Raw genomic sequence first — 23,995 nt, 5'->3', positions numbered from 1 at the left:
AGGTTTCCATTGCCGGCGGAAACCTGAAACAATGAAAATCGCAAGGATGCGAAATATCAAATTTCATGGAGGGAAAAACAATGATTGTAAACACCAATTTATCGAGCCTGAGCGCTCAGAGAAGCCTTAATACGACCAACAAGGCCATGCAGAGTTCTTTGGAAAAACTGTCCAGCGGCTACCGTATCAACAAAGCAGCTGACGATGCTGCAGGCCTGGCCATCAGCGAAAAGATGACCAGCCAGATCAACGGCTTGAACCAGGCCACTGACAATGCTGAAAGTGCCATTACCCTGATTCAAACCGCAGAAGGTGCTTTAACTGAAACACACAGCATTCTTCAGAGAATGAGAACCCTTGCTGTTCAGGCAGCCACCGATACCAATACATCCGCTGACCGTTCTGAAATCGCTCTTGAAATTACTCAGCTGCAGACAGAAATAACGGATATTTCCAATAGAACCCAGTTCAACGGACAGAACCTGCTGAACACTGCCAGCAATTCCTTCACATTCCAGATCGGCGCCAACTGCGGACAGACATTGGCCGTTACGCTTGGCCAGATGAATGCGACTTCACTGGGCGTCGGTGGTACATCTATCGACCTGAGCTCACAGACCGGTGCCGCAGCTGCGATTACAACCATTGATACTGCGATTAAGTCAGTTTCCGATGAACGTGCCAAGCTCGGTGCTAGCCAGAACAGACTTGAGCATACCATTGCCAACCTGAATGTTGCTTCTGAGAACCTGTCTTCCGCCAGATCGACCATTAAAGACGTCGACATGGCTGCTGAAATGTCGGATTTCACCAAGAATCAGATTATCAGTCAGGCCGGTGTTGCGATGCTGGCTCAGGCCAACCAGGTTCCGCAAAACGTGCTTAAATTATTACAATAAGAATTTACTTTCTGAAAATTGCTACAAATAACAGCAAATATCATTAAAAATCGCATGGATGCGAAACATCAGATTTCATGGAGGGAAGAACAATGATTGTAAACACCAATTTATCGAGCTTGAGCGCTCAGAGAAGCCTTAATACGACCAACAAGGCCATGCAGAGTTCTTTGGAAAAACTGTCCAGCGGCTACCGTATCAACAAAGCAGCTGACGATGCTGCAGGCCTGGCCATCAGCGAAAAGATGACCAGCCAGATCAACGGCTTGAACCAGGCCACTGACAATGCTGAAAGTGCCATTACCCTGATTCAAACCGCAGAAGGTGCTTTAACTGAAACACACAGCATTCTTCAGAGAATGAGAACCCTTGCTGTTCAGGCAGCCACCGATACCAATACATCCGCTGACCGTTCTGAAATCGCTCTTGAAATTACTCAGCTGCAGACAGAAATAACGGATATTTCCAATAGAACCCAGTTCAACGGACAGAACCTGCTGAACACTGCCAGCAATTCCTTCACGTTCCAGATCGGCGCCAACAATGGACAGACCCTGGCCGTTACGCTTGGCCAAATGAATGCGACTTCATTGGGCGTTGGCACTGGAGCCATCACGCTGACTACCCAGACCGGAGCTGCAGCCGCAATTACAATCATTGATACTGCGATTAAGTCAGTTTCGGACGAACGTGCCAAGCTTGGTGCGAACCAGAACAGACTTGAGCATACCATTGCCAACCTGAATGTTGCTTCCGAGAACCTGTCTTCTGCCAGATCGACCATTAAAGACGTCGACATGGCTGCTGAAATGTCGGATTTCACAAAAAATCAGATTATCAGCCAGGCCGGTGTTGCGATGCTGGCTCAGGCCAACCAGGTTCCGCAGAACGTACTTAAATTGTTGCAATAAGGATTCGTTTTCTGATATAGCCGGCATGATAAGGAGCTGGCCGGGTCATCTCGGCCAGCTCTTCTTCCAAAAAAGAACGTATCGCAAATTAAGAAGACAATCATCATTTTGATTTAACATAGGCTCAGCTTTCTATATCATATAAACATTCAAGAAAAATGGTTATGAGGAGGAATTGAAGATGGTTAGCGCTATCCAGCCAACTAACCTGAGCCCGGTTATGCCGCAGGACACGTTTTCCGGCCAGAAACTCGAGCAGGGCAAAAATGAGGCGCCCCGCCTGGTTGTCGATAAGAAGGACAATGCTGCTTCGGCCAGAGAAGAGCTTCCACGGGAGGAAGTCGAACAGGCTGCGGAAAAAATGAACCGGTTGATGGGGCTTTTTAATAAAAAGCTGCAATTTGAAGTGAACGAAAAGTCCAACAGGATTGTGGTTAAAATCATTGATCAGGAAAGCGGCGAGATTCTGAGCGAAATTCCACCTGCCAGAGTTGTCGAAATGCTTGAATCCGTTCAGGATTCAGTAGGCCTGTTGGTGGATAAAAAGGCCTAGGAAAGGGGATACCCATCATGACATCGAGTTTATCACTTTCCGGGATATCCGGATATGATTTCAGCGGGATCACCGAAGCATTAATCAGTAACTACAGCAAACCGCTGACGACGATGCAAAACAGCCTGAGCAGTCTTCAGGAAGAAAAATATGCCTGGCAGGATATCAATACGCGGTTGTCGGCGCTGGAAAACACCCTGGCTGATTTGAAAAAGTCTTCAACCTGGACAGGGACTTCTGCGGTATCGAGTAATGAAACCATCCTCACAGCTTCCAGCGACGCTTCGACGCTGAAGGGTGTTTATGCGGTCGAGGTGATCCAGCTTGCTAAAGCACAGACGGCCGCAAGTACTGTCCAGAATGTTGCAAGCGCCTCCACGTCGCTTACCGGACTCACAGCCGGGACGTTTCAAATCAGTGTCGGGAGCACAACGGCCGATATCTCCGTAGCGGACGGGGCAAGTCTTCAGGATATTGCCACTTCTATCAACAATGCCGGAGCAGGCGTGAATGCTTCGGTCGTCAAAGTCAGCGGCGGCTATCAGCTTGCTCTGGTATCATCAAAAACCGGAACAGAATATGCTGCTGATTTTACGGATACTACGGGAAACGTGCTTGATTTTCTAGGGATCAAACCGTCTGCTACCGGAACGCTGAATGTTGTTCAGCCGGCTCAGGATGCGCAGCTGACTATCAACGGGATTACGAATATCACCAGTTCGTCGAACACCGTAACCACTGCGATTGACGGACTGACCCTGAACCTGAATAAAGAGGCCGTCGGAACGACGGTCAATGTAACGGTTTCAGCGGATTATACGGATGCGGAGAAAGCTGTTCAGGCTTTTGTCGACCAGTATAATTCCCTGCAAACTTTAATTGAAACAGATTTGGCCTATGATGAAGCGGCCAATACAAAAGGTGTCTTATTTGGAGATCCGACGGTTCAGAGCATTCAGAGCAGGCTCAGAACCCTCCTGTCTGATTCGATGGGAAGCATGGGTGGCACGTTCAGTCTTCTATCGGATGTCGGTATTGATACTTCATCCGATAATTTCGGCAAGAGTGCTTTGCTGGAGTTTGATACGGATGCATTTGCGGAAGCGCTAAAAGAGGATGCGGACGGTGTTGCCAATTTGTTCGGTGCAACAGCCGGCGGGGTAACCCCAGTCACAGAAACAACCGAAACGACGCAGGCCCAGGGTCTGGCTAACATTCTGGAAGAGTATCTGAATCCGATGGTGAAGTATGGCGGGTCTCTTGACCAGACAGAAGATGGCTATGCCAGTCAGATCAGTGACCTGAAGAGCAGAATGAAAGACTTCCAGGGAAAAATCGATGCCTACACGGAGAGGATTACAAACCAATATTCAAAGCTGGAAGCACAGCTCTCAGCGTTGAGTTCGGAGAGCACCTATATGACCTCCCTGCTTAGTTCGATGAGCAGTTCCAGTTCCAGCTCCGACTCGAAAAGCTAAGATTATCATCAAACCAAGGCACGACTCAAAATATGCAGGTTCATTTATACAGGTTACTTAATACTGGTTTAATTTATGTCAGGAGGCTGGGCAATGAATACAGCGTTACAACAAAATGCCTATCAAAATTCTCAGACTGCGTACAAGCAGGCGTCAGTCGAGACTTCCTCCCCCGAAAAGCTTATAACAATGCTTTATTCGAAGGTGATTCTGCTTTTGCATCAGACGGAGAAAGCCTTTGAGGAAAAAAAGCTGGAAGAGATTCATAACAATCTCCTGCGGGTTCAGGATATTATCAGCGAGTTGGACAGGACCCTGGATATGGAGAATGGCGGTGAAATCGCGCAGAACCTGCGTGAGCTCTATCGGTTTTACTATATGGAAACGATCAAGGCGAATGTCAAAAAGGACGCAAGCTTTTTGCCGCCCGTGCTTAACTTCTTTGAAGCATTCAGGGATGTCTGGATCGAAGCAGCCAGGATCAGCCGCTTGGGGGCAAAATGATGCCGAAAAAAACGATCAGTGCCTTACTGGAAATCTATCAGCGTCTTCTTCCGCAGTGCGAGCAGCACTTGGCGGTTTTAACGGAATATAACAGAGTATTGGATGATTACCAGACAAGCAAGCAGGATAAAAGGACCCTTTCCCATCCGGAAACAGCGGACGCCCTTGTGCTTACCGAACAGGAAGAAATATTTGACGCACTGCTTCAGAAGTTTTCGGAAACAAGGGCTCAGACGTTTGCCGAATTCAAATCAGATATTGATAAATCATCACAGCTGAAAAATGAACTTTGTCAGGCCATCGGCGTTTTGCAATTTCGCAATGAGCTGCTGAAGCCTTATCTGAGTGATACTGAATATTGTCAGTTCTGCGAGATTCATGATGCGCTGGGAATCTCCCTGGATAAGATTCGGGAGATAGATCAGCAGATCATACCTAAAATCCAGACAGAATTAGAATCTGTGAAAATAGAGCTTTCCCGTATCAGAGGGGTAAAAAAGATGAAATTTGCCTATGGTAGCCCAGTGTCCCGTGAGCCAAGGTTTATCGACAAATCGAAATAGTTCTCCAATAAAACGGTCCCAAAAGAAAATCCTGAGCAAGGGATTTTTTTTTGGAGAAAACCAATGTTTGTAAATTGTTTGTATGTTATTACCATTAGATTTTAGGCTTTGAAAATTTTACGATTTAACTTAAAATAAAATGAGCTATAAATTTCGACAATGCTGCAGAAAAATTGCATATAATCTAGACTATTTGGAGGATTTTAACAAGAAACGGCGAACTTTGTAATTTGGGTTAATTATAAAATTTTTAGTTTTCTTTAAACAATTATATGAAGAACTTGTCGGAACAACAATGATGACAAAGGGGGGGAGAAAATTGAGCCAAGGCGAGAAGAATATGGGAATAGACCTCGATGACTTTCTGGAGTTCTACTTGCTTGATTCACAGGAGCAGGTTGAAAAGCTTGGCTCTGGTCTTTTGCAGTTGGAAAGAGACGGCGAAAATATTTCACTGGTTAATGATCTTTTCAGAAGTGCGCATAGCTTAAAGGGCGCCTCAGGAACCATGGGATTTACCCCGATCGTTGAATTAACGCACGCCGCAGAAGACCTGCTCGATAAAATGAGACAGGGAAAGATGCTGGTCACTAACGAGATAATCGATGTGCTGCTGGCGGTAACTGATAAAGTAAAAATGATGTTGGCGCAGGTCGAGCAACGTTCAGATATTTCAGTCGATTATGGTGATCTGACCTCTCAGATGAGGACCATCACCGAGACCGGAGCTCTGGCACAAAAAAGCAAGCCGTTTGCCGGAAAAAATCAGGTGGAAGAACAGGAAGAAAAGCCCGGGATTGACTTTGCCCTGTCACCGGAGGAAACTGGGACGGTCAGTGAAGCAGCATTTACAAGTAAGTCAGTTTATTGGCTTAACGTGGCGCTTGAACCGAATACCATGATGAAGGCAGTAAGGGCGGTTATGGTTATTCAAAGGCTGGAGCTGCTCGGCAATGTCGTGAAGATCATTCCCTCGATTGATGAGCTTGAAGTTTGTGAAGCGCTGGAGTTCAATATTTTGTTTGTGACCAATGAATCGCAGGAAGACATTCGGGCGGACATCCTTGAAGTATCCGAAATTTACGACGCCCAAGTCACGAATTACACATTGCCGGAATCAGATGCTCCGGAGATCGGGTTAACCGTTCAGGCTGAAGAGGCAAATCCTGTCCGGACAGAGAAGAACGTTGAAGAACCCATTCAAATGGGCCGTTCTAAACAAGCGAATCAGCCTACTGAGCAGAACACGAATGTACAGCCCCAGAAAGATATTAATCAGGTGCATACGATTCGTGTGGACACAGCCAGAATGGATAATCTGATTAATCTTGTTGGAGAAATGGTAATTACCAGAACCAGACTGGTGAAAATCGGCCAGGACCTGCAGACGGAGAACCAGTCTGATCCGCTTGTTGCAAGCCTTAATGAAGCAAATGTCTACCTCGGGCGTCTGATGAATGATCTTCAGGAAAGTGTCATGAGGCTGCGTATGGTGCCGATTGGCACGGTATTCAGCCGTTATCCGCGTCTCGTCCGGGATTTCTGCCGGAAGACCGGGAAAAGGATTGAACTTGTTATTCACGGCGAAGAAACAGAGCTGGACAAGACCGTCATCGAAATGATTGGTGACCCGCTGACGCATATTATCCGCAACTCGGTTGACCACGGCATAGAAGCACCGGAAGAAAGACTCACAGTCGGGAAATCTGGAGTAGGAACAATTACGCTCGATGCCTACCATGAAGGAAACCATATTGCGATCATTGTTTCGGATGACGGTTCAGGACTTAACATTGACAAGATTTACAAAAAAGCCTTGGAAAAGGGCCTTGTCAGTGAAAGGGAGGGTCTATCCGACAGCGATATAGCCAATCTCATTTTTCTGCCGGGATTCAGCACGGCCGATCAAGTGACGGATATTTCCGGGCGCGGGGTCGGCATGGACGTTGTGAAAAAAGCCATAACGAATTTGGGCGGCATCATTGATATTAAGACAAGCAAAGGCGTTGGAACGTCGATGATAATCCGGCTGCCGCTGACGCTGGCGATTATTCAGGCGCTGCTCGTTGAAGTAGGCAAAGAGACTTATGCTGTGCCGTTGTCTTCTGTTGTTGAGACGCTGCTTGTCAACAAGCGTGATATCAAGAGTGTCGGAAGCCTGCCGATGGTTCAGCTCAGAGGGAATACCCTGCCGTTGATTTCCTTGAAACAGAAATTTGATTTGCCCGAAAGTGAAACCATAAATGAGGAAGTTTATGTCGTTGTGGTTGGCTTGGGCGATAAAACCGTAGGAATTATTGTCGATGAACTACAGGGCCAGCAGGAGGTTGTCATCAAGTCTCTAGGGGATTATCTGAACGGCTTGCCAGGGATTGCAGGAGCGACGATTCTCGGAGATGGCAAAGTAACATTGATTTTGGACATCGGATCACTTCTTCAGGATATTTTGATCAAGCGCTAAGAAAGGTGGTACTCAAATACATGGCTGAAGAACAAATGGTTACTTTTTCGTTAGGTTCGGAGGAATTTGGAGTCGATATTATGAAAGTCCAGGAAATCATCCGGATACCTCCTGTTACCAGGGTGCCGAAGGCCCGCAGCTATATTGAGGGTGTCATCAACCTGCGCGGGAACGTCATCCCGATTGTTAATCTCAGGTCCCGCTTCGGTATGCCCCCCGGGGAAGAAACCGATTTAAGCAGGATCGTTGTTCTGCAAATCGACAGCAGGGTGTTTGGCATTATGGTTGACAGCGTGACAGAAGTGCTGCGGTTGGACAGCGAAGCAATAGAACCGCCCCCGCCGATTGCACTTGGCATGGATTCAAATTACATCCGCGGAGTTGGCAAGATAAGTGAAAGACTGCTCATCCTCCTGAAGCTGGATCAACTTATGGGTGGAGATGGCATGAATGAACAAATTGCTTAAGCCGATCAAGGTCCTGATTGTTGATGATTCACCTTTCATCAGGATGTCCCTGAAAAAAATTATGAGCAGTGATCCGGCTATTCAAGTAGTGGCTACTGCACAGGACGGGAAAGAAGGAATATTAAAGCTTCAGGCCCTAAAACCGGATGTCGTGACCATGGATGTTGAGATGCCGGTGATGAACGGCTTGGAAGCCCTGGAAGAGATTATGCGCTGGCAGCCGATGCCGGTCATTGTGTTAAGTTCCGTAACAACTGACGGCACTAAGATGACGATGAAAGCTTTTGACCTTGGCGCTATTGATGTTGTCGCGAAACCCTCGGGCAAAGAAGGAGATGATCTCTCGGCCCTGGCTGAAGAGATTGTTTTGAAAATAAAGAGTGTCGCCGGGGTAGATCCTACCCGTTTGAACAAAAAAAGCCTGGGGTCTGCGCTAACGTTTGTCAAACAGCAAATACAGCCAATTGGCCGCAAAATAGAAGTTGTTGCAATTGGTACTTCGACGGGCGGACCAAGCGCCCTGCAGAATGTTCTGAGCAAACTGCCCAAAAATTTTCCGGTCCCCGTAATCGTTGCCCAGCATATGCCGGCTGGATTTACCTCCTCCCTGGCTTCCAGGCTGAACAGTATCTGTGAGGTTACAGTGAAGGAAGTTGAGCACGGCGAGCTGCTGAAAGCAGGTACCGTTTATATCGGACAGGCCGGGAAACAGTTTCAGGTGGCAAGAAACAGCAGCGGGCTTACCGCGAATGTCACCGCGGAATCGCCGATTGCCACACTTTACAAGCCCTCTGTCGATGTAATGTTTCTGTCTCTGGCGAAAGAAGCCGGAGCCGGTGTGCTGGGTGTCGTGATGACAGGGATGGGGAACGATGGTCTGGCAGGCATGAAAGCCTTGAAGGCCAAAGGGGCTTATGCAATTGCCGAATCTGAAAAGACCTGCATTGTCTATGGCATGCCCCGCTCCATTATTGAAGCGAAGTTGGCCGATAGAATCGAAATGCTTCCCGATATCGGGAATACAATGATAGAGTGTGTGAAAAGGAGGTAGTAAAAACATGGGTCTGTTTACCGGTATGAATATCAGTGCCTCTGGTCTTACCGCCCAAAAACTTAGGCTTGATCTGATATCCAATAATATTGCCAATATCAATACAGCCAATACAGGACAAACAACTGCGGCCGGTAACCCCATTCCTTATCAGCGCGAAGTTGCCGTCTTTTCTTCTCGTCCATCTGAAACAGATTTTGCAGATGTATTTAAGGATACCCGCATCAAGTTAAGAAGCGAAGGGGTTCAGGTCACTGCTGTTGTTCAGGATAACAATGAATTCAGGCTGGAATACGATCCGAATAATCCGGACGCGGCCAAAACAGCCGAAGATGGGATCCCTGTCGGATATGTGCGCTATCCGAATGTGACCCTTGTAGAGGAAATGGTTGATATGATCTCAGCTAACAGGTCTTATGAAGCGAATGTAACCGCCCTGAACGCGAGTAAAGCGATGGCTTCCACAGCCCTCGGGATTGGAAAGGGGTAAAAAATGAGTAATGCGATTGGTCCCTTCACGACAATTATTCCGCTTTCCCCTTTGGATAACTCTGGTACTTCCCAAACATCCAAAGCGAACAATACCAATGGTTCCGCTGATTTTTCTTCTTTCCTGAGTGACGCGCTCGATAAGCTTGAGAGTACGCAGTCTGAAGCTGAACAGGCTGCGGCAGATTTGGCCACGGGTCAAGTCGATGATTTCCATACGCCGGTCATTGCGATGGAAAAAGCCAGCCTGGCTTTAGGACTGGCGGTTACTGTGCGCAATAAAGTTGTTGATGCTTATAATCAGATCATGCAGATGCAAATCTAATTCTAGGGGGAAAGGTAGTTGAATTTTTCCTTAACGGAAATACTGAATGCTGTACGTAATTTTTGGGAAAAACTGACCAGCCCGCAAAGGATTATTCTAGTGGCCGCACCGGTTATTGTTGCGACTGCTTTGATCAGCCTTATCTTTTGGGCAAGCCGTCCTCAGTATACGGTTCTGTTTTCCAATTTGGAAACTACGGAAGCCGGAGCGATCACGGAGGCGCTCAAAGGATTGAATGTTGAATATCAACTGGCGGATGGGGGTTCAACTATCGAAGTTCCTCAAAAGGATGTTGCAGAAGTCCGGTTGCAGCTAGCCAATCAAGCCCTGCCCAGTGAAAGCAAGTTCAGTTTTGATTATCTGAATCAGATGAGAATCGGTGAAACTGACGAAGACCGTAAACTGAGGTATGTATTGGGATTGCAGACTGAACTGGAACAAACGATTGGAACGCTTGACGGTGTGGAATATGCAAGGGTTCATATTGTTATGCCTGAAGACGCGCTGTTCTCCGAACAACAGAAAGACACAACCGCTGCTGTAACGATCAAACGAAAATACGGAAAGGAGATGTCGGAAGATCAGGTTAGGGCAATCGCAAATCTTTTATCTTATTCGGTCGAAGGACTTAGTATTGATAAAGTGACGATTGTTGATACCGATGGCAACGTCTTATCCGACATTCTCGGAAGCAGCACTTCGCCGCAAAAATTATCCGCGACCCAGCTTCAGGTTCAGCAAACATATGAAAACGACATTCAGAATTCCGTGCAAACGATGCTGGATAAAGTCTTTGGGGCCGGTACAACGATTGTCAGAGCGAATGCTACCATTGACTTTGATCAAAAAAAGATTACCAGTCAAAAAAATGAAACCGGGGCTGTTACCAGCCGTCAGGAAGTCACAGAGAAAAGTAGTAATACTTCTTCTAACGGCGGTGTTGCAGGGACAGAAACCAATGTGCCCGGATATCCTGTCACCGGACAGAACGGCACAACTTCGACTTCAGAAAAAAACAGTTTGACGGAGAATTTCCAGCCAAGCATGACCCAGGAAGAAACGGTCGTAAGTCCTGGGCAAATCAAAAGACTGACCGTATCTGTTCTGGCGGATTCGGACAGTGTGACGGATGAACAGCTTGATAATATCAAAAATATTGTTTCTTCCGCGGTCGGTTATAATCAGGATCGCGGTGATGTGATTGAGGCGGCCAGACTGCCTTTTGAAAAGACGACGGCGCTTGAAGAGCAAGCGGCGATAGAAGAAGCCGCCCGCAAGGCTCAAATTCTACTGTATGCGGAGATTGGCGGAGGTGTGCTGCTGGCGATTGCTCTTCTGATTGCATTCTTACGGTCCAGATCGAAAAAGAAAGAATTGGCGATCGAGTCGATGAATATGGCGGATGGATCGAGATTTGTCACGCTGCAGGAAGCTGAGCAGATCCTGGCGTCGCAGATTGAGGCCGAACGTCAAGCCGACTTGAAACTTGCACGGAAGAAAGCCAAAACTACGGAAGAAATCGAAAAAGAGAAGATCCGTCAAGAAGTCGAAAAATATACGGTGGAAAATCCGGATGAAGTGGCAAGATTAGTCAAAACTTGGCTGACTGAGGAGCAATAAGGATGAGCAGCGGGATTTTTACGGGATTACAAAAAGCAGCAGTACTACTGATTACCTTGGGTCCGGAAAGATCTTCGGAGATCATTAAATTTCTTTCGGAGCCGGAGATCGAACAACTTACGCTGGAAATGTCCAATATGCGCAAGGTGTCTGAGGAACAGAGAGACTCGGTTATTGATGAATTTCATAAAATGTGTCTGGCCAGCAATTACATTGCACAAGGCGGCATTGAATATGCCAGGGATGTATTAGAAAGGGCTTTGGGACAGCAAAGAGCGTTTGATATTATTGGACGCTTGTCCTCTTCTTTGAAGATGCGTCCGTTTGACATTGTCCGCCGCACGGATCCCAAACAGCTGTTTTCTTTTATCCAAGGCGAGCATCCGCAAACAATTTCTTTAATTATGACTCACCTTCCGCCGGACAAAGCGGCTACGATTTTAGCGAGTCTGCCTCAGGATCTGCAGGCTGAAGTCACAAAAAGGATTGCCCTGATGGGAAGAACAAGCCCGGAAGTGCTGAAAGAAATTGAGAAGGTCCTTGAAAACAAAATCTCCAATCTTGCCCCGACCGATTATACATCTTCAGGCGGGATGCAGTCTGTCGTTGATATGCTTAACAGGGCAGATCCTGGTACGTTAAAAACCGTCATGGATGTTCTGGAAATGGATGATCCGGATCTCGCCGAACAGATTAAGCGGCAGATGTTTGTATTTGATGATGTCATCCTGCTTGACGATCGTTCTGTTCAGCTGGTGCTGCGTGAAGTTGAAACCAAGGACCTTGCCTTGGCCCTGAAAGGTTCCAACGAAGATGTCACGCAGAAGATTCTCACGAATATGTCCAGCAGATCTGCCGGTATGCTGAAGGAAGATATGCAGTTTATGGGCCCCGTTCGGCTGCGTGAAGTTGAAGAGGCCCAGCAGAAGATTGTCAAAGTAATTCGTAAGCTGGAAGAAGCTGGAGCAATTGTGATCTCCAGAGGTGGTGCAGATGAAATTATCTACTAAAACCTCAGTTCTGAAGAGCAAAGTCATTGAAATTACTTCTCCGCGTATTCTGGAGTCACCGGATCCGGAAAAATACAGAAATAGGACGAATGTTTACGATACTTCGTCTGCCTTGGCCGTGCTGTCCGTTACTGAGGACCGTACGGTCATGGAGCAGTGTGTGACTGAAACGGCTTCGGTTGCAGAGGAAGACTGGGGACCGGAGGTTTCCGATATCCTGGCTAAAGCTAGGGCTGAAGCCGATGAGCTGATTGCCGAAGCCCAAAAAACATCAGCTGAAATCATTGAAAATGCTCGGAAGGAAAGCGAAGCCTTAACCGTCGAGTATCAGGAAAAAGTCAAAAGCGAGATTGCACCTGTCGCTTTCACGGAAGGTTATAATAAGGGGCTTGAAGAAGCTCAGTCTCAGGCCGACGTGATTACCCAGCAGGCCAGAAACTATCTGGAGATGGCCCAAAAGATCCTGGCGGATGAATTCAATAAAGCAGATAGGGAACTGGCAGACCTTTGCCTGAAGATTTGCAGCAGAATTATTCATACCTCATTGGACATCGATCCTGAAATTCTTTTGGGCATCATCAAGAATCTTACCCTGCTGCCCAGTGACAAACAGAGCATAAAAATTCACCTGTCCAGTAAAGATTGGGATTGGTATAAAGATCTCCCGGCTGAGTACAAACCTGGTTATCCGGTCATTGTCGATGAAACGCTCAAGGCCGGAGATGCATTTTTAGAATGTTCCGAGGGAATATTTGATGCCCGGATCGAACTGCAGCTGGAAAAGATAGAGAAATACCTCAAGGAGGAGTTGAAGTATGGCCGACTGGAAGGCGCTTGCCCAGAAAATTGAACAATACGAGCCTATTTCGGCCCGGGGATTAGTCTCTAGAATCAGCGGCCTTTTGGTTGAAGCGGATGGCCCGAGGGCCAGCGTCGGAAAATACTGCCATATTATGGCTTCGAACTCCAAAGCGATCCCTGCTGAGGTCGCTGGCTTCAGAGGAACAAAAACACTGCTTATGCCTCTCGGGGAGTTGGAAGGTGTAGCCCCGGGCGATAAGGTGATCCCCCAGGATGAAACGCTGAATGTCAAAGTCGGGCCTGAATTGCTGGGCAGAATCCTTGACGGACTTGGTCAGCCGCTTGATGGCAGACCTTTGAATACGGATCAATCGTACCCGCTTCATAATAAGCCACCCAGTGCGCTGTTCAGACCGCGTATTCGTGAGCCTCTTAACGTTGGGGTTAGAGGCATCGACGGGCTGCTGACAATGGGCAGAGGCCAGAGAATGGGGATATTTGCCGGATCAGGTGTCGGTAAAAGCACCCTTTTGGGGATGATGGCCCGGAATTCGGAAGCCAATGTGAACGTGATTGCGCTCGTTGGGGAACGCGGACGGGAATTACGGGATTTTATGGAGAAAGACCTTGGAGAAGAGGGTCTATCCCGGTCTGTGATCGTTGTCGCGACATCCGACCAACCTGCTCTCGTCAGAATGAAAGCCGCCTTCACGGCAACTGCGGTCGCCGAATATTTCCGCGACAAAGGTAAAAATGTGCTGTTCATGATGGACTCCGTGACCCGTTTCGCGATGGCCCAGCGGGAGATAGGCTTAACAGTCGGAGAACCTCCGGCAACCAGGGGATATCCTCCGTCGGTATTTGCCATGCTGCCAAAACTGTTGGAAAGGGTTGGTCTATCCGAAAAAGGCAGTATTACAGGGATCTATACCGTCCTTGTTGACGGTGATGACCATAATGAACCGATTGCGGATGCTGTAAGGGGAATACTGGACGGCCATATTGTTCTGACCAGGGAACTGGCGTCGAAAAACCATTATCCGTCCATCGACATCCTGCAATCCATCAGCCGCTTAATGAGCGATGTTGCGGATCCGCAGGTCAGGGAACTCGCCGGGAAAATCCGGGAGCATCTCGCAGTCTACCACGAAGCCAAGGACTTGATTGACATCGGTGCCTATGTGGCGGGAAGCAGCAGTCGGATTGACCAGGCTATCAAGTATCATGAAAAAATATGCGCTTTCGTCTGTCAGAATACGGATGAAAAATGCTGTTTTGCCGAAATGCTGAGCTTCATGAAAAATGTTTTTGAAGAGGGCGATAAGTGATGCCTTTCAAATTCCGTTTGGAGGCTTCTCTGCGGCTTGCCGAGCAGGAGATGGACATCGAGCAGGGGTTACTGGCGCAGGAGCTCAGAACGCTGCACAACTTGACTGAACAAAGGGATCTCCAAACGCAGCTTTTGAACAAGGCCTTCGAGAAACAAAAAATAGCTTGTCTTGAAGAGCCGCAGACACTGAACCTCTGGCAAAGATACTGTTATGATCAAAAGAATATTTTGCTGAAGCGAGAAAAAGAAGTCGAAGAACAAAATATTCGGGTCGAAAAACAAAGGGAAAAGCTGCTGGAATGCCGAATTAAAACAGAAAAATACAAAAGGCTTAAAGAAAAAAAAATAAGACTTTTTTATATGATAAAATTAAAAAAAGAACAATCTGAGATTGATGAAATTGCCCAGAACCTCAGAGGCTGGAAATGACAGGAGGATTGATGTGATTTATTTGACAAGACTGAACAACAAAGAATTTACAATAAACCCCGACTTGATTGAGACGGCGGAGGCTACTCCCGACACGGTCATTACACTGACCACTGAAAAGAAATACGTCGTCAAAGAATCCATTGATGAGCTCATCGAAAGGATTGCAGAATTTCGAAGACGCTGCCATCCAGAATTCAGAGGAGGAACCCGTAGTAATGAAAATTAAAAGAATTATTGTACCCCTTATCTTTATTGTTATCGGAGCAGGACTTGGCGTAGGCGGCACGATTGCTAAAGATAAAATCTTCCCGGGTTCCAGTTCTGGCACCGCACAGGTCGAAAAAGTTACGGAGGAAGTCGGACCGCTGATTGAAATGAAAGACGAATTCATGATCAACCTCGACGGAGGTGGAATGGTAAAGACGAATATTGTGCTGGAAGGCGTGAACAAGAAATCTCAAGAGAAGATTACTGCAAAAGAGATATTCTTGAGAGACCGTATCATTTCCGTGATTGGTTCGAAAGGAATTGACGATATTCGGACAAATGAAGGACGTGAAAAACTCAAAGAGGAGCTGCTGACCGAGCTGAATAATGTCTGCGGTGACCAGGTCAAAGAAGTATTGTTCAAAAATTTCATTTATGATTAACAAATCTCAAATGGTTTAAAAGGAGGAGGGATTGGATGGGTGAAGTATTATCCCAGGCGGAAATCGATGCTTTGCTAAATGCATTATCAGACGGCTCAGTTGATGAAGAAACCATAAAAATGTCCAGCCCTCATAAAATTAAAGTTTATGATTTTAAAAGGCCCAACAAGTTTTCCAAAGGACAGTTGAACTCCTTGCTGAATATCCATGAAAATTTTTGCCGCTCACTGGCGACTTTTCTGGCTGGGAACATGCACACTGCCGTAGATGCCAAAGTGCTGTCTACCGAGCAGGTAACTTATGATGAATTTATCCGTTCTCTGCCCTATCCGACAATCCTTGGAATTTTCAGCATGCCGCCGCTGGAAGGAAACGGTCTGCTCGAGCTCAGTCCTTCACTGGCCTTCATTCTGGTGGACAGACTGCTCGGCGGACATGGGATGGAACCGGCCAAAAACCGTGATTTGACGGAAATCGAACGTAAGATTATTGTCAGCCGGCTCAGTAAGATTGTTCAGTTAATGGGGGAAGCCTGGGCTGAAATTTTTGAAGGTAATCCTCAGCTAATTAATGTGGAGACAAATTCCCAGTTTACCCAGATTGTTGCTTCAAACGAAATGGTGGTTGTTGTGACCATGGAGGTGAAGATTGAAGAGCAGTCTGGGATGATCAATGTTTGTCTTCCTTATATTGTTATGAAACCAATTTTAGAAAAATTAAATAATCTGCTGCTGTTTTCTTCGGGAGGGAAGGTCATATCCCCTGAGGAAAGAGAGTTGATCCGGCAAAAGATTGAATGGGCCAGAGTACCGATGAAAGCCATTATCGGCAAAGCCCAGATTACCATACAGGATCTGATCAACCTGGAACGGGGGGACGTGATCCCTCTGAATCAGGGCATCAAGGATCCTCTCGCTGTCTACGTCGGAGAATACATCAAATTCAGAGGGATGCCTGGTTTATTCGGAAACAGAATGGCAGTGCAGATTACTGATGTCATTAAAAAAGGGGGGAATGAGGATGGGTAACGGAATGCTTTCGCAGGAGGAGATAGATGCCTTGCTGTCCGGCTCGATGGATATCAATTCCCAGGAGGCCGACGAGCCTGTTTCAGGTAGCAGCCAGACTATTCAGCTTACCGATATGGAAAAAGACGCCATGGGGGAAATTGCGAATATATCGATGGGGACAGCGGCAACAACTTTATCTCAACTTGTCGGAAAGCGCGTAGAGATAACTGCTCCAAAAGTTGAGCTGACCACAGCGCAGAAAATATTTGAAGATTATCCTGTGCCGCATGTTCTCATTGATGTCAAATATAAAAAAGGGATTGAGGGATCCAATATGCTGGTTCTTTCCCGCGAAGACGGTTCCATTATTGTGGATCTGATGATGGGGGGGACGGGCAAGAGTCCGACAAATGAACTATCCGATATCCAGTTAAGCGGTATCTCAGAGGCCATGAATCAAATGATGGGATCGGCAGCCACATCCATGTCTACGATGTTCAATTCGGTTGTGGACATCACGCCTCCCCGCGTCATCGTAGCGGAGGAGGAGAATGAGGTTTATGAGTTAAGCAAGAATCTGAATGCCGATGAACCATTGATCAGAGTTTCTTTTAGAATGATCATAGAAGGAATCATTGACAGCGTTCTGATTCAGGTGCTCCCGTTTGAAGTTGCCAAAGGCATGGCCGACAGGCTTCTGGGACAGATGTATACCTCGCCGGTACAGGAGACAGTGCCGGAGCCCCAATACACTGCACCAGCCATGTCTGTACAGCCTGAGCCGCAGATACCGAAGTCGCAGGCTCCGCCACCTTCGCCGATGGAGACAATATGGCAGCCGCCTGTGGATTTCCCTTCCCAGAGGGTTCAACCGACCTTTGTGCAGCCGGCGCAGTTTGCACCGCTTTCTTCGGGGGGGCTCGCAGGTCTGCCAAGTAATCTGGGACTGATTTATGATGTTCCGCTCCAGGTCAATGTTGAGCTCGGTAAAGCAATAAAAACGATCAAGGAAATCCTGGATTTGGGTCCCGGATCCGTCGTTGAACTTGACCGCCTGGCAGGCGAGCCGGTCGATATGATTGTTAACGGCAAACTTATCGCCAAGTGCGAGGTTGTCGTAATCAACGAGACCTTTGGAATCCGTATCACAGAAATTGTGAATCCAAATGAAAGAATCGACACATTAAACTAGATCAAGGAGGAAGAGTAGTGGGTAAAACAGTTTTGCTTGTTGATGACGCTGCATTTATGAGAATGATGCTCAAAGATATCCTGGCCAATAATGGCTATCAGGTTGTCGGTGAGGCAGAAAACGGGATGGTTGGTGTCGACAAATACATGGAATTGAAACCGGATATCACAGTTATGGACATTACAATGCCCGAAATGGATGGGCTTCAGGCTGTGAAAGAGATCAGAACCAAGGATCCGCAGGCCAAAGTCATCATGTGTAGTGCAATGGGTCAGCAGGCCATGGTTATTGAAGCTATCCAGTCCGGAGCAAAAGATTTTATTGTCAAACCCTTCCAAGCGGAAAGAGTACTTGAAGCGATCGCCAAGGCGCTGAAATAGCCATGAACGGATATGAAAATCAGCCTTATCCGGGTGCTTCAGAAGCTGCGGCATCAGCGACAACCGCAACGGGACCTTTTTCCTGGGCCGGTCTGATCGGGATGATTGTCGTCTTTCTGATTATTCTCGCCGTAGCCTTATGGCTGATGAAACGTCTGAACCGCTTTTCGGTGCGCAATATTCAATCTCCGTGGGTAAGAGTCCTTGACCGGCAGATCTTAAACGGCCAACAGACCCTGTATTTGGTCGAAATTGCCGGTAAGATTCAGGTGCTTGGCGGGACGGATCATCATATCACAAAGGTGGCCGAGATTGACGATCTTGATGTTGCTGCTGAAATTCTTGAAGAAATTGCCCGACAACCGCAGGAAAAGATGGACAGATGGATGTCCGGCATCTGGAAGAGGTTAAGAAGGAAGCAAAAGAATGAATCGTTCTCTGCTGAACTTGAGTACTATCTCAAGGAGGAGAAAAAATGAACATAACACTTGATGTAGGGCAGACTGGCTCAGCGGTTCAGATCCTTTTACTTGTTACTGTCCTTTCCTTTGCACCGGCTATTCTGGTATTAATGACTTCTTTCACCCGGATTGTTGTCGTTTTATCTTTTGTCCGTAATGCGCTGGGAACACAAACGCTGCCCCCTACCCAAGTCATTATCGGACTTTCCTTATTTCTTACTTTTTTTGTCATGATGCCAACGTTCAATGAAATCAATACCAATGCGCTTCAGCCTTACCTGCAAAGCCAGATAACGAAGGAGGAAGCCCTGGACAAAGCCCAACAGCCGTTGCGAACGTTTATGTTTAAACAAACCAGGGAAAAAGATCTGGCGTTGTTTGTGAATATGGCAAAAATTGAGCAGCCCAAAACGTATGGGGATATCCCGACGTATGTTTTAATCCCGGCTTTTGTCATTAGTGAATTAAAGACGGCTTTCCAGATGGGTTTTGCGATTTTTATTCCTTTTATTATTATCGATATGGTTGTATCGAGTACGCTGATGTCGATGGGGATGATGATGCTGCCTCCGATGATGATTTCCCTGCCGTTCAAGATATTACTGTTTGTTCTGGTTGACGGATGGTCATTGGTGGTGAAGTCTCTGGTTTCAAGTTTCAGTTAAATGGATTTCCAAGAAATTTGCCAGAGGTGAACGGAATGTCTGAAAATCAAATTCTTGCTATGGCCAAAGAAGCAATAGCGATAGCAGTCATTGTTGGCGGACCGGTCCTGGCGGTAAGCCTGCTTATCGGTCTTATTGTGAGTATTTTTCAGGCCATGACGCAAATACAGGAGCAAACGCTTTCCTTTATTCCAAAATTATTGGGAGTTGCCGTGATTCTGCTTATCTTGGGCCCCTGGATGCTAAATGTCATGACCACTTACACGGCAACGCTCTTTACTGAGATTGCCACATATGCCCGGTATTAAAAGCAGCCCAATGGAGGAAGCAATTTGAACCTGTCTGATTACTTACAGTGGAATCTTACTTTATTCATGCTTATCTTTTCCCGCTGGGCAGGAATGGTCATGCTTGCTCCGGTGTTCGGCGCAAAAGGCGTTCCGGCGATGATAAGACTTGGTCTCGCCGCAGGACTGTCCGTTGTAGTATACCCACTGATTCAAGCCCAAAACCCTGTCATACCGAATGAATTGCTCCCTTTGATTGGGATACTGGTGAAGGAGACGCTTCTGGGCCTTACGATAGGATTCATTATCAACTTGCTTTCCATGGTCATGCAGGGAGCTGGGCAGCTGATTGATTTTCAACTCGGGTTTATGACTGGGAATGTTGTCGATCCGATCAACGGTATGCAAAGTCCGATGACGGGAAGTTTCCTGGCTATGATTGCAACGATGCTGCTTCTGGCCACAAACTCCCATTACTATATCATCGCTGCGGTGACCAAAAGTTATGAGTTTCTGCCGATCAATCCTGCCGGGGTGAACTATGGCGCAGAATTTTTTATTGAAATTACCGGGAAGGTCTTAAGTTTATCGCTGCAGATTGCAATGCCGGTCTTTGGCGCCATATTACTGGCGGATGTCGGTGTCGGCCTTTTAGCGAAGATCGTACCGCAGCTGAATATGTTTTCCGTGATATTCCCGGTAAAGATCATTTTTGGCTTGGCCATGCTGTATTTGATGATTGCTTTCTTTGGAGATACGGTATCCAGAGTTTTCGATATTACGATGCAGTGGATTTTTGAACTGTTCAGGGGGTGGAGTGTATAGCTGAGAAAAGGTTCCCGGCGACTCCCAAGAAAAAGCAGGACGCTCGTAAAAAAGGCCAGATACTTAAAAGTCAGGAACTGACTTCGGCAGTAATGCTTCTGGCAATTATCGGTTTGCTGAAAATATGGCTGCCATATGTGTTTCAAAGGTTAGCTAACATTTTTACGTATACAGCAAGTCTCTCCGTGGACTGGAATATTCAGTCCCTCTGGAAGGTTGTCATCGATGTTTCCTGGCAGTGCCTGCTGATCCTGGCTCCGGTATTTGCTGCCGCGCTGGTGATCGCCTTTGCCGTAAATTTTCTGCAAACGGGGCCGGTGTTCATTACCGAGCCTATGATCCCGAAATTCTCAAGAATGAGTCCTGTTGAAGGGGTCAAAAGAATGTTTGGTCTAAAGGCCCTGGTCAATTTGGTTAAGTCCTTGTTCAAAGTGCTGGTGATTGGTTATTTTCTTATCGATGTCATTCGAAAGAACATCGATGTATTTTCGGCACTGCAAGGAGCAGAAGTTGGTCAGTCCCTCATTTTCCTAAGCGGGTTGTTGTTTGAAATGGCCTGGAAAATAGCGCTGGCCTTTCTGGTTATTGCATTTGCCGATTTCCTTTATCAATGGTGGGACTATGAGAAAAACCTCAGAATGTCCCAGGAAGAAATCAAAGAAGAATATAAACAGACTGAGGGAGATCCGCTCATTAAGAGCCAGATTAAGAAACGCCAGCGCATGATGGCTATGCGCAGAATGATGGAGGACCTGAAGCAGGCAGATGTCGTCATTACAAACCCGACGCATTATGCAGTCGCCTTAAAATATGATACAGCCAAATATCCTGCGCCTTATGTGGTTGCGAAAGGTCAGAACGAGATTGCTTTAAGAATCAGGGAGGTTGCCAAGGAAAACAAGATTGTGATTATGGAAAACAAGCCTTTGGCCAGATCGCTTTATTCCCAAGTTGAACTGGGACAGGTTGTGCCGGGGGAGCTATACAAGGCGGTCGCCGAAGTCCTCGCGTTTGTCTTCCGTCTCAACAAGAAGAGACGATCCTATTCCGCTTAGCGGGAGCGAGTACTGCATGATATGATTGCTTGATTAACTTAACCTTTATTACAAAACCGTTTTGCTAGGGCAAGTCTGCGTGCCACAATTCCGCTTTCGGCCGTTGTGCCATCCATGGCACAAAAGGCCGCGCTGCGCCATCCAGGCTCCGCTCGCCGCGGAACTGTGGCACGCAGACTGATCTTATGATTGCTTATGTAAGTCTTATCCTGAAGATTGTTTATGCTTTCTAATCAGCTTAGTAGTCATTTGAAGAGTATTATACTTGCAGATCCATTCCAAGCTATGAGAACATGCAAACAGTAAACTTCTTGAAGAAATACCCAAAACAAAGATAGCTTCAGAGATAAGTCTCCGTAATATATAGCCAGCGTCAGCGGAGCATGGAGTGCGTAGCGCGGCCTTTTGCGTCAAGGAGGACGCAATGGCCGAAAGCGGCTATATATTACGGAGACCTACCCGAAAAGCGATTTTTCTTTAGCCAATAGTATAATAGATATATTCAAGGATCATTATCGAAAACACAGAATCAAGTAAAGGAGGATACGACAAAATGGCCACGACAACTCGTGCGGGCGGATTAGCAAGAAATACGGATATTATCGCAGCCATCGGCATCGTCGGCATTATTGTCGTCATGGTCCTTGGCGTACCCGCAGGCTGGCTTGATTTTCTTATTACCTTAAACATTACAGGATCAGTTCTGATTCTTCTGCTGACTGTCTTTACAAAGGATCCATTGGAGTTTTCCGTACTGCCTTCTTTGCTGCTGACCATGACACTGTTTCGACTGGCCCTGAACCTTTCCACGACGAAACTGATTTTGCTTGAGGCTGAGGCGGGGCAGGTCATTCAGCAGTTTGGAGAGTTTGTCATCCAGGGAAATCCGATTGTTGGCTTTATTGTGTTCTGTATCCTGGTCGTGGTACAGTTTCTGGTCATCACCAAAGGCGCGGAACGCGTATCTGAAGTCGGGGCTCGCTTTACCCTGGATGCAATGCCTGGGAAACAGATGAGCATCGATGCCGACCTGAACGCCGGCATCATCACGGATCAGGAAGCCAGGACCCGAAGACACAATATCCAGCAGGAAGCGGATTTTTACGGCGCGATGGACGGGGCCAGCAAGTTTGTCAAAGGGGATGCCATTGCGGCAATTATTATCCTGCTGATTAACATTATCGGTGGCTTCATTATCGGGATGGTAACCAAGGGCATGGCGGTAACCGACGCGCTATACACCTATACGCTGCTGACGATCGGAGACGGTCTGGTAACCCAGATCCCGGCGCTGCTTATTTCCACAGCCACAGGTCTCGTCGTGACAAGAGCCGCATCGGACAGTAATCTTGGCCAGGATCTGGCCAAACAGCTCTTCAGGACGCCAAAGGCGCTCTATATTACTTCCGGGGTATTGATAGCCCTTGCTATTTTTGGTATGCCTCGTGTACCTATGCTGATGTTTGCCGCAGCTACTGCCGGCATGGGTTACTATCTTCAGCGCAGCACTGCTCAGGCAGCCAAGATAGAATCGGCGGCGGCGGTTAAAAACGATATGGATGAAACCAAAAAGCCTGAAAATGTGATGAATATGCTTGGAATGGATCATATGGAGCTGGAGATCGGCTATGCGCTGATTTCGCTGGTTGACGCCGGTCAGGGAGGGGATCTTTTGGACAGGATTATTCTGATCCGCAAGCAGCTGGCTGGGGAACTTGGATTTATTGTTCCGGTGATCAGGGTCAGGGATAATATGAACCTGCAGCCGAATCAGTATACGATCAAACTCAAAGGCGCTGAGGTTGCTTCCGGGGAACTGATGACCGATCATTATCTGGCTTTCAGCGGGGGGATCGAGGATGATTCCATCCAGGGCGTTCCGACCAAAGAACCGGCCTTTGGCCTTGATGCCAAATGGATTAGTGCGTCGGTCAGAGAGCAGGCAGAACTTTCCGGATATACCGTCGTCGATGCACCGACAGTACTCGCGACCCATCTGACGGAAATTCTTAAAACGCATGCCCATGAGATTATCAGCCGGCAGGATGTGAAGAAGTTAATGGACCATGCCAAGGAACAGTCACCGGCAGTCGTTGAAGAGCTTATTCCTGACCTGCTCAGCCTGGGGCAGGTTCAGAAGGTGCTCAGCAATTTGCTGCGGGAAAGGGTATCGGTCAGAGATCTGGTGACGATCCTGGAAACGCTCGCGGATAGTGCTCCTTTGACAAAAGATATCGACAGGCTTACCGAACATGTCCGGCAAGGCTTGGCCCGCCAGATTGTACAGCCCTTCCTGAATCCTCAAAAAAAATTGCCGGTACTCACGCTTGAACCGAGGATTGAGCAGATGATTTTAGATAACCTTCGTCCTTCGGACTATGGCAGTTACGTAAATATTGATCCGAATGTTTTGCAGAAGCTCTTAAAAAAAATAGGTGCCCAAGTGGAAAAAATCATGCTGCAGGGACACAATCCCGTAATGTTGTGTGCTCCTGTGGTCAGGATAAGTTTAAAAAGAATGACAGAGCGTCAGCTTCCTCACCTGGTCATCCTGTCTTATAATGAACTTGTACAGG

Annotated in this window: 27 protein-coding genes; all 27 read left to right on the top strand. The window is 47.2% G+C overall.

All coding sequences use genetic code 11. The annotated features are described in order from the left end of the window. The first annotated feature begins 80 nt into the window (after positions 1–80). Positions 81–899 (top strand): flagellin, encoded by an 819-nt coding sequence (locus NC238_05560; GenBank protein ID MCM1565407.1) that lies wholly within the window; start codon positions 81–83, stop codon positions 897–899. Positions 900–991: 92 nt separating this feature from the next. Next, complete coding sequence (locus NC238_05555) at positions 992–1,810, top strand: flagellin (GenBank protein ID MCM1565406.1); 819 nt, start codon at positions 992–994, stop codon at positions 1,808–1,810. A 181-nt stretch (positions 1,811–1,991) separates the two neighbouring features. Beyond that, complete coding sequence (locus tag NC238_05550; protein MCM1565405.1) at positions 1,992–2,363, top strand: flagellar protein FlaG; 372 nt, start codon at positions 1,992–1,994, stop codon at positions 2,361–2,363. A 17-nt stretch (positions 2,364–2,380) separates the two neighbouring features. Continuing rightward, the gene (gene fliD / locus NC238_05545; GenBank protein ID MCM1565404.1) at positions 2,381–3,841 is read left to right on the top strand and encodes a flagellar filament capping protein FliD; all 1,461 of its coding nucleotides are present in this window, start codon (positions 2,381–2,383) and stop codon (positions 3,839–3,841) included. 93 nt (positions 3,842–3,934) lie between these two features. Continuing rightward, entirely contained in the window at positions 3,935–4,345 is a 411-nt protein-coding gene (gene fliS, locus NC238_05540; protein ID MCM1565403.1) for a flagellar export chaperone FliS, read from the top strand. Next, positions 4,342–4,908, top strand: coding sequence for a hypothetical protein (locus tag NC238_05535; GenBank protein ID MCM1565402.1), 567 nt, complete (start codon positions 4,342–4,344; stop codon positions 4,906–4,908). The genes fliS and NC238_05535 overlap by 4 nt, the downstream gene beginning before the upstream one ends. A 340-nt stretch (positions 4,909–5,248) precedes the next feature. Then, positions 5,249–7,369, top strand: a complete 2,121-nt coding sequence (locus tag NC238_05530) for a chemotaxis protein CheA (protein MCM1565401.1) — start codon at positions 5,249–5,251, stop codon at positions 7,367–7,369. A gap of 20 nt (positions 7,370–7,389) precedes the next feature. After that, positions 7,390–7,836, top strand: a complete 447-nt coding sequence (locus NC238_05525; GenBank protein ID MCM1565400.1) for a chemotaxis protein CheW — start codon at positions 7,390–7,392, stop codon at positions 7,834–7,836. Beyond that, positions 7,820–8,887 (top strand): chemotaxis response regulator protein-glutamate methylesterase, encoded by a 1,068-nt coding sequence (locus NC238_05520; protein ID MCM1565399.1) that lies wholly within the window; start codon positions 7,820–7,822, stop codon positions 8,885–8,887. The genes NC238_05525 and NC238_05520 overlap by 17 nt, the downstream gene beginning before the upstream one ends. Positions 8,888–8,894: 7 nt before the next feature. Then, a complete protein-coding gene (flgC, locus tag NC238_05515) occupies positions 8,895–9,377 on the top strand; it encodes a flagellar basal body rod protein FlgC (GenBank protein MCM1565398.1) in 483 nt (160 codons plus the stop codon). Positions 9,378–9,380: 3 nt separating this feature from the next. After that, on the top strand, positions 9,381–9,701 hold the full coding sequence (fliE, locus tag NC238_05510) for a flagellar hook-basal body complex protein FliE (protein MCM1565397.1): 321 nt from the start codon (positions 9,381–9,383) through the stop codon (positions 9,699–9,701). 18 nt (positions 9,702–9,719) lie between these two features. Next, positions 9,720–11,321 (top strand): flagellar M-ring protein FliF, encoded by a 1,602-nt coding sequence (fliF, locus tag NC238_05505; protein ID MCM1565396.1) that lies wholly within the window; start codon positions 9,720–9,722, stop codon positions 11,319–11,321. A gap of 2 nt (positions 11,322–11,323) precedes the next feature. After that, a complete protein-coding gene (fliG, locus tag NC238_05500) occupies positions 11,324–12,331 on the top strand; it encodes a flagellar motor switch protein FliG (protein ID MCM1565395.1) in 1,008 nt (335 codons plus the stop codon). After that, on the top strand, positions 12,315–13,181 hold the full coding sequence (locus tag NC238_05495; GenBank protein MCM1565394.1) for a FliH/SctL family protein: 867 nt from the start codon (positions 12,315–12,317) through the stop codon (positions 13,179–13,181). The genes fliG and NC238_05495 overlap by 17 nt, the downstream gene beginning before the upstream one ends. Beyond that, complete coding sequence (fliI, locus tag NC238_05490) at positions 13,147–14,460, top strand: flagellar protein export ATPase FliI (protein MCM1565393.1); 1,314 nt, start codon at positions 13,147–13,149, stop codon at positions 14,458–14,460. Before NC238_05495 ends, fliI begins: the two co-directional genes overlap by 35 nt. Beyond that, positions 14,460–14,891, top strand: a complete 432-nt coding sequence (locus NC238_05485) for a flagellar export protein FliJ (protein MCM1565392.1) — start codon at positions 14,460–14,462, stop codon at positions 14,889–14,891. Before fliI ends, NC238_05485 begins: the two co-directional genes overlap by 1 nt. Before the next feature lie 13 nt (positions 14,892–14,904). Beyond that, entirely contained in the window at positions 14,905–15,120 is a 216-nt protein-coding gene (locus NC238_05480) for a flagellar FlbD family protein (GenBank protein ID MCM1565391.1), read from the top strand. Continuing rightward, on the top strand, positions 15,110–15,544 hold the full coding sequence (locus NC238_05475) for a flagellar basal body-associated FliL family protein (GenBank protein MCM1565390.1): 435 nt from the start codon (positions 15,110–15,112) through the stop codon (positions 15,542–15,544). Before NC238_05480 ends, NC238_05475 begins: the two co-directional genes overlap by 11 nt. A gap of 35 nt (positions 15,545–15,579) precedes the next feature. After that, positions 15,580–16,572, top strand: a complete 993-nt coding sequence (gene fliM / locus NC238_05470; GenBank protein ID MCM1565389.1) for a flagellar motor switch protein FliM — start codon at positions 15,580–15,582, stop codon at positions 16,570–16,572. Further along, entirely contained in the window at positions 16,565–17,746 is a 1,182-nt protein-coding gene (gene fliY / locus NC238_05465) for a flagellar motor switch phosphatase FliY (GenBank protein ID MCM1565388.1), read from the top strand. The genes fliM and fliY overlap by 8 nt, the downstream gene beginning before the upstream one ends. A 17-nt stretch (positions 17,747–17,763) precedes the next feature. Next, positions 17,764–18,126, top strand: coding sequence for a response regulator (locus tag NC238_05460; GenBank protein MCM1565387.1), 363 nt, complete (start codon positions 17,764–17,766; stop codon positions 18,124–18,126). A 2-nt stretch (positions 18,127–18,128) separates the two neighbouring features. Beyond that, positions 18,129–18,605, top strand: a complete 477-nt coding sequence (locus NC238_05455) for a flagellar biosynthetic protein FliO (protein MCM1565386.1) — start codon at positions 18,129–18,131, stop codon at positions 18,603–18,605. Further along, a complete protein-coding gene (gene fliP, locus NC238_05450) occupies positions 18,602–19,252 on the top strand; it encodes a flagellar type III secretion system pore protein FliP (protein ID MCM1565385.1) in 651 nt (216 codons plus the stop codon). The genes NC238_05455 and fliP overlap by 4 nt, the downstream gene beginning before the upstream one ends. Before the next feature lie 35 nt (positions 19,253–19,287). Beyond that, positions 19,288–19,560, top strand: a complete 273-nt coding sequence (fliQ, locus tag NC238_05445) for a flagellar biosynthesis protein FliQ (protein MCM1565384.1) — start codon at positions 19,288–19,290, stop codon at positions 19,558–19,560. Positions 19,561–19,584: 24 nt separating this feature from the next. Continuing rightward, the gene (gene fliR, locus NC238_05440) at positions 19,585–20,364 is read left to right on the top strand and encodes a flagellar biosynthetic protein FliR (protein MCM1565383.1); all 780 of its coding nucleotides are present in this window, start codon (positions 19,585–19,587) and stop codon (positions 20,362–20,364) included. Beyond that, a complete protein-coding gene (gene flhB / locus NC238_05435; GenBank protein ID MCM1565382.1) occupies positions 20,352–21,419 on the top strand; it encodes a flagellar biosynthesis protein FlhB in 1,068 nt (355 codons plus the stop codon). The genes fliR and flhB overlap by 13 nt, the downstream gene beginning before the upstream one ends. Before the next feature lie 553 nt (positions 21,420–21,972). Then, positions 21,973–23,995: flagellar biosynthesis protein FlhA (gene flhA, locus NC238_05430; protein MCM1565381.1), on the top strand; the 2,023-nt coding region annotated here is incomplete at its 3' end.

It is taken from the genome of Dehalobacter sp. (assembly GCA_023667845.1).
GTDB lineage: Bacteria > Bacillota > Desulfitobacteriia > Desulfitobacteriales > Syntrophobotulaceae > Dehalobacter.
This window is presented reverse-complemented; position numbering and strand designations above follow the sequence as displayed.